The following is a 4,274-nucleotide window of genomic DNA, read 5'->3' as shown; positions in this document are numbered from 1 at the left end:
AGCATAATATTCGTCACGATAATAATCATCTTCGCTACCAAATTCGGGATATGCATCATCATCAATATCTTCATTCGCTTCTAAAAAGGCATTGCTATGAATATAAGAATTTCCAGAGATAAGAGCACCACATACAACAGCATCATCGAAAACACGCGATTCATCACAAATATGAGCAGCACCGCTTATTTTTGCATTACCACCGACATGAGCATCATCACAAATAACAGCATCATCAGAAATATGCGCATGGTCAGTGACACGGGCGTTATCATAAATTTGTGCATTGCCTTCAATTACAACAGCATTGCTAATTTGTGCATTACCATAAAGCTTTGCATTGTCCTTTATTGTCATCCCTTCAAAAATAGCATTTCCATAAATTTTAGCATTGCCATAGACGTCTACAAAATAGCCTTTTATTTTAGCATTATCAAAAACCCGTGCATTTTGAAGCACACGCGCCCTATCATATACCCAGCAATTGCCATAATGAGATAAGTTTTTTTCCTTTTCAATATAGCCCCCAAGATCCCCAGCCTTAACATCTCCAAAGTCTCTTAAAGCACGAATGCGATATAATATATAACCAGCTACAAAATCCATTTCGCCTGTAAATTCATATTTTTTAGATGGTTTTTTCTTATTAACAGAGGCAGTTTCATTTGAAATGTTAGAGGAAATTGTAGTATTTTGTGATGTAGTTTTCATAACTAAATCCTTATCATAAAATTGTTTTTCAATTGACAACCCTATAAGGGGCATCGGGCGCTGAAAAACACGGTGATAAGTCCGTTGCTTACACTTTCCCCATAGGGTATTATATGGTGTAAGCACACCCGACAAAATCGTTATATGCCAATCACAGCACAAAAGATAGTCAGTATTTTAAAGACTTTGGAAAGGCTGTATCGTAACCTATCCGCTTATCAAAAGTGTTTTTCAATCACTTGATTATTTATATAACAAAATACGTATTTATTGTCAATTAATTTATGAACTTTTTTGATATTTTTTATGATTTTTTTTAAATGCATTGTGTATATATATTTATCACATGCTTATAAGACACTTCTTTTGTATTATATGCTTTTAAAGCTATATTATGGGCTTTCTTAAACGATTGCGTGATTTTTTGAATCTATACATTTATAATATTTATAAACGCTCTCATCATACGTATTTTTAACTTTATAACCTATCATGTTTTTTGCGAAATGATTTTTAAGATTTCTGTTAATTTCTTTTATAACACATTTGCAACTTAACAGCCTTTATAGGGACTGTCTTTATAACCAACGCGTTCATTTGCAATGTAATTATGAAAATGCATTATGATTATGAAACCCTGCTTTTTTCACGCGTGTTTTATAGCTGTTATCTGCTTTATAGCCACCGCATCATTTTTCATTTTCATAAGAGAAACGATAATTGTGATTTATAGCCTTTTATGAAAACATCTAAAGAGAGATTGATAACTCTAGAGATGAGCAAAATCCCTTTAAAGAATTTTTATCAGTTCACTTAAATGGATAAATTTATGATTTTAGAGAATGATTAAAGTCTTTAAAAAGCATATGATCTTTTAAAACCTTCAAAAGACAGTTTGTAATCATAAGAAATGCTATTAAGACTATTATGGTTATGAGTTTTGGAGGGGTTTTGAGTTTTGACGGTTGCTGCTTTTAGATAAAAAAATAGTAAAAAGTAAAAACATTATATTTCAATATGTTAGTATTTTACAGATGTTCAAAAAACAACCCCTATCAACAATACAACCTATGAATTCAATCAATGGTATATGTTTTGTAGGGGTTTTGTCAATTTTTGCACCGTCAAAACCTATAAGAAAAATGAATAAACATAACTCTCTTTAAACAAAGCTTTTGAAAAGGATAAAGCTATCATTTGAGATTACGATATAATCTTTTAAAGACAATCCAAATAAGGGTGTTTAAAAGTGCAAATGATTTCTTTTTAGAATAACGCATAATAAATTATTCCTTTTAAGATAATAGGTAATCAGCTTAATAAAAGAGGTATAGCTATATTCTATACCCCTTATGAGTTTTAAGGTCTTATAAGCTATTCAGTTTCTCTAATTTCTAATTTTGGTAAGTTTTTCACGATTTTCATTGTCTCTAAACTTACGGTAATAACCCTTTGAAACAACTCTAGAGGGTAGGCAGGGTTTCCAACGGTTTCAACAGCATAGCGATTGGCATCATTCACAATACCACTTTTTTTATCGGTCTTAACGCATTGACGCTCCATAACCCATTCAAGAGCGGGCTTGCCATTGACGATATACTTATAAGCTTCAAGAGGGATATCTGTCATCGTGATATTGCTATTATAAAAAACAATAGATTTATCTTTTATCTTATTTTTGCTAAAGAATTGCATTTCAGTCACGTAATAAAATTTTTCTGGATTAGAGATATCGGTTAATTTTGGATTGCCTTTTTTAAAGTTCACTGGATAAGGCTCTACAGTTTCATAATTCATGTGCATGTGCCCCAGTTCACGCCCTGCTGCAACAAACTTCCAAAAGTCTTCAGCACTCTTTACACAAGGGATACGAGGCAATTCTTTAGAGAGGTTATCAGCATAACGGGCACGATAATCTTCTGAATGTAAAATTCCGTAAACGTAATAAAACAGATCATCTTTTGTTATATTCTCATTAAGATAAGCTGCTTTAAAATGGTCTAGACCTTCATCCGTAATGGCATCACGCCTCTGTAAACCAACTGTTTTGTTTTCCTCTATAGAATTCGTAAATAAATGGGATTGTTTTTCACTTTTATTTTTTGAGACTATAGTGTCTTCATAAATATAGCGTGGAAAGCATTGACTACCACCATCTATCACATTAAGATCGGGTAAAATCTTAGTCATAAGAATAGAAAATTCTTTTTTTGCTCCTATACCAGTAATTTCAATTCCTCTATTTTCAACGGTTTGTTCCATAGGAAATATACGTGACATTTGACAAATCATTTCATTGAAAGTGTGATTATAATAAAGCCACTGTTTCGTAAAAGGACGATATAAACTCTGAGTGAAGCATGTATCTTCAAATTCAAAAATCTTTCCTTTAGCTAAATGTTGTTTAAGTGCACGACTCCAACTGATTTTACTTGTATCCAAATCGACAAAATCATTTACAGAATTTGCACGAATTTTATGATCAGTATGTGGATAGGTATCATTAAACCGTTCTACTTCACTATTATAGAAGCCAATCATATTACACATGTTTTGTGCTAAAACTTCACGGCTTGAGTTATAAACCCAAGTATCACGACTTGTCATAATACCACGAGAATAAGTTTCAAAAAGCTTTTTATCATGTCCTTTTTTAACACCTAGAGCTAGGAATGTTTTGAAACTATCATCACGTTGATTGATCCAATCACCATGTTTGTCTGGTGTAATTATTGTCCAACCTTGTTCACTTCGTGTAATACCATCAATGCTACCAAACCCCTTAATTGTCTTAAGCTTTTTTTCTCTTGTGCAGTAATCTTCCAGCGCATGGAAATATATCTTCCCACGCTGTTGAGATTCTGGATTTTTTACGAAAATAGAGATAGCAATAGGGGCTCGAGAGCCTTCACCAAAAATTCCACCACTTTCTTTCTTACGTTGTTCTCCAGAAGTCCGCGCATTCCCCCGCAAATGGAAAATATAAAGGCTGCTAAATTCTTCAACGAGGCATTTTCGTAAACCATCCATAGACTTTGCATCTATAAAACTTGCATTTGTGACAAAACCAATAACACCACAATCTTTTATGCGGTCACTAGCCCAACGAATAGCACGGATATAACTATCATAAAGTGATTGTATACAAACTGCTTTCGATTGAACGGCATAGGTCTCACGAATACGGTCATCTAATATTGGATAAGGTGTGTTTTTTGCATTATCGTTTTCGTTTTTTTGCTTTGTTGAATAAGGAGGATTGCCAAAGATCACTTCAATATTCAGATTTTTCTGATGTTCTAAATATTCACTGTTTTCTTTAAACAATTCTTGTAGCAGATTTTTCTCTTCAAGCATCTGAAACGTATCGGTTAAACCAATATGCTTAAAGGGGATATAATTTCCTTTCATAAGACTATGATAGGTTGATTCAATGTTAATCGCTGCTATGTAATAAGCGAGCAAGACAATCTCATTAGCATGGATATCGTAACGGTATTTATACTCCATATCCTCTGGTTTTATAAGATTTGATTGTAATAGCCGCGTAATAAAGGTTCCTG

Annotated in this window: 2 protein-coding genes; both read right to left on the bottom strand. The window is 33.0% G+C overall.

Annotated features, from left to right (window positions below; genetic code table 11):
• On the bottom strand, positions 1-711 hold a 711-nt coding region (locus tag ABD909_RS06720), incomplete at its 3' end, for a hypothetical protein (protein ID WP_345097196.1).
• A gap of 1,374 nt (positions 712-2,085) precedes the next feature.
• The coding region (locus ABD909_RS06715) for a type ISP restriction/modification enzyme (RefSeq protein ID WP_345097195.1) at positions 2,086-4,274 on the bottom strand (2,189 nt) is incomplete at its 5' end.

It is taken from the genome of Bartonella acomydis, from assembly GCF_039543025.1.
GTDB lineage: Bacteria > Pseudomonadota > Alphaproteobacteria > Rhizobiales > Rhizobiaceae > Bartonella > Bartonella acomydis.
The sequence above is the reverse complement of the archived record's forward strand: the minus strand, read 5'-3'. Positions and strand labels throughout refer to the sequence as shown.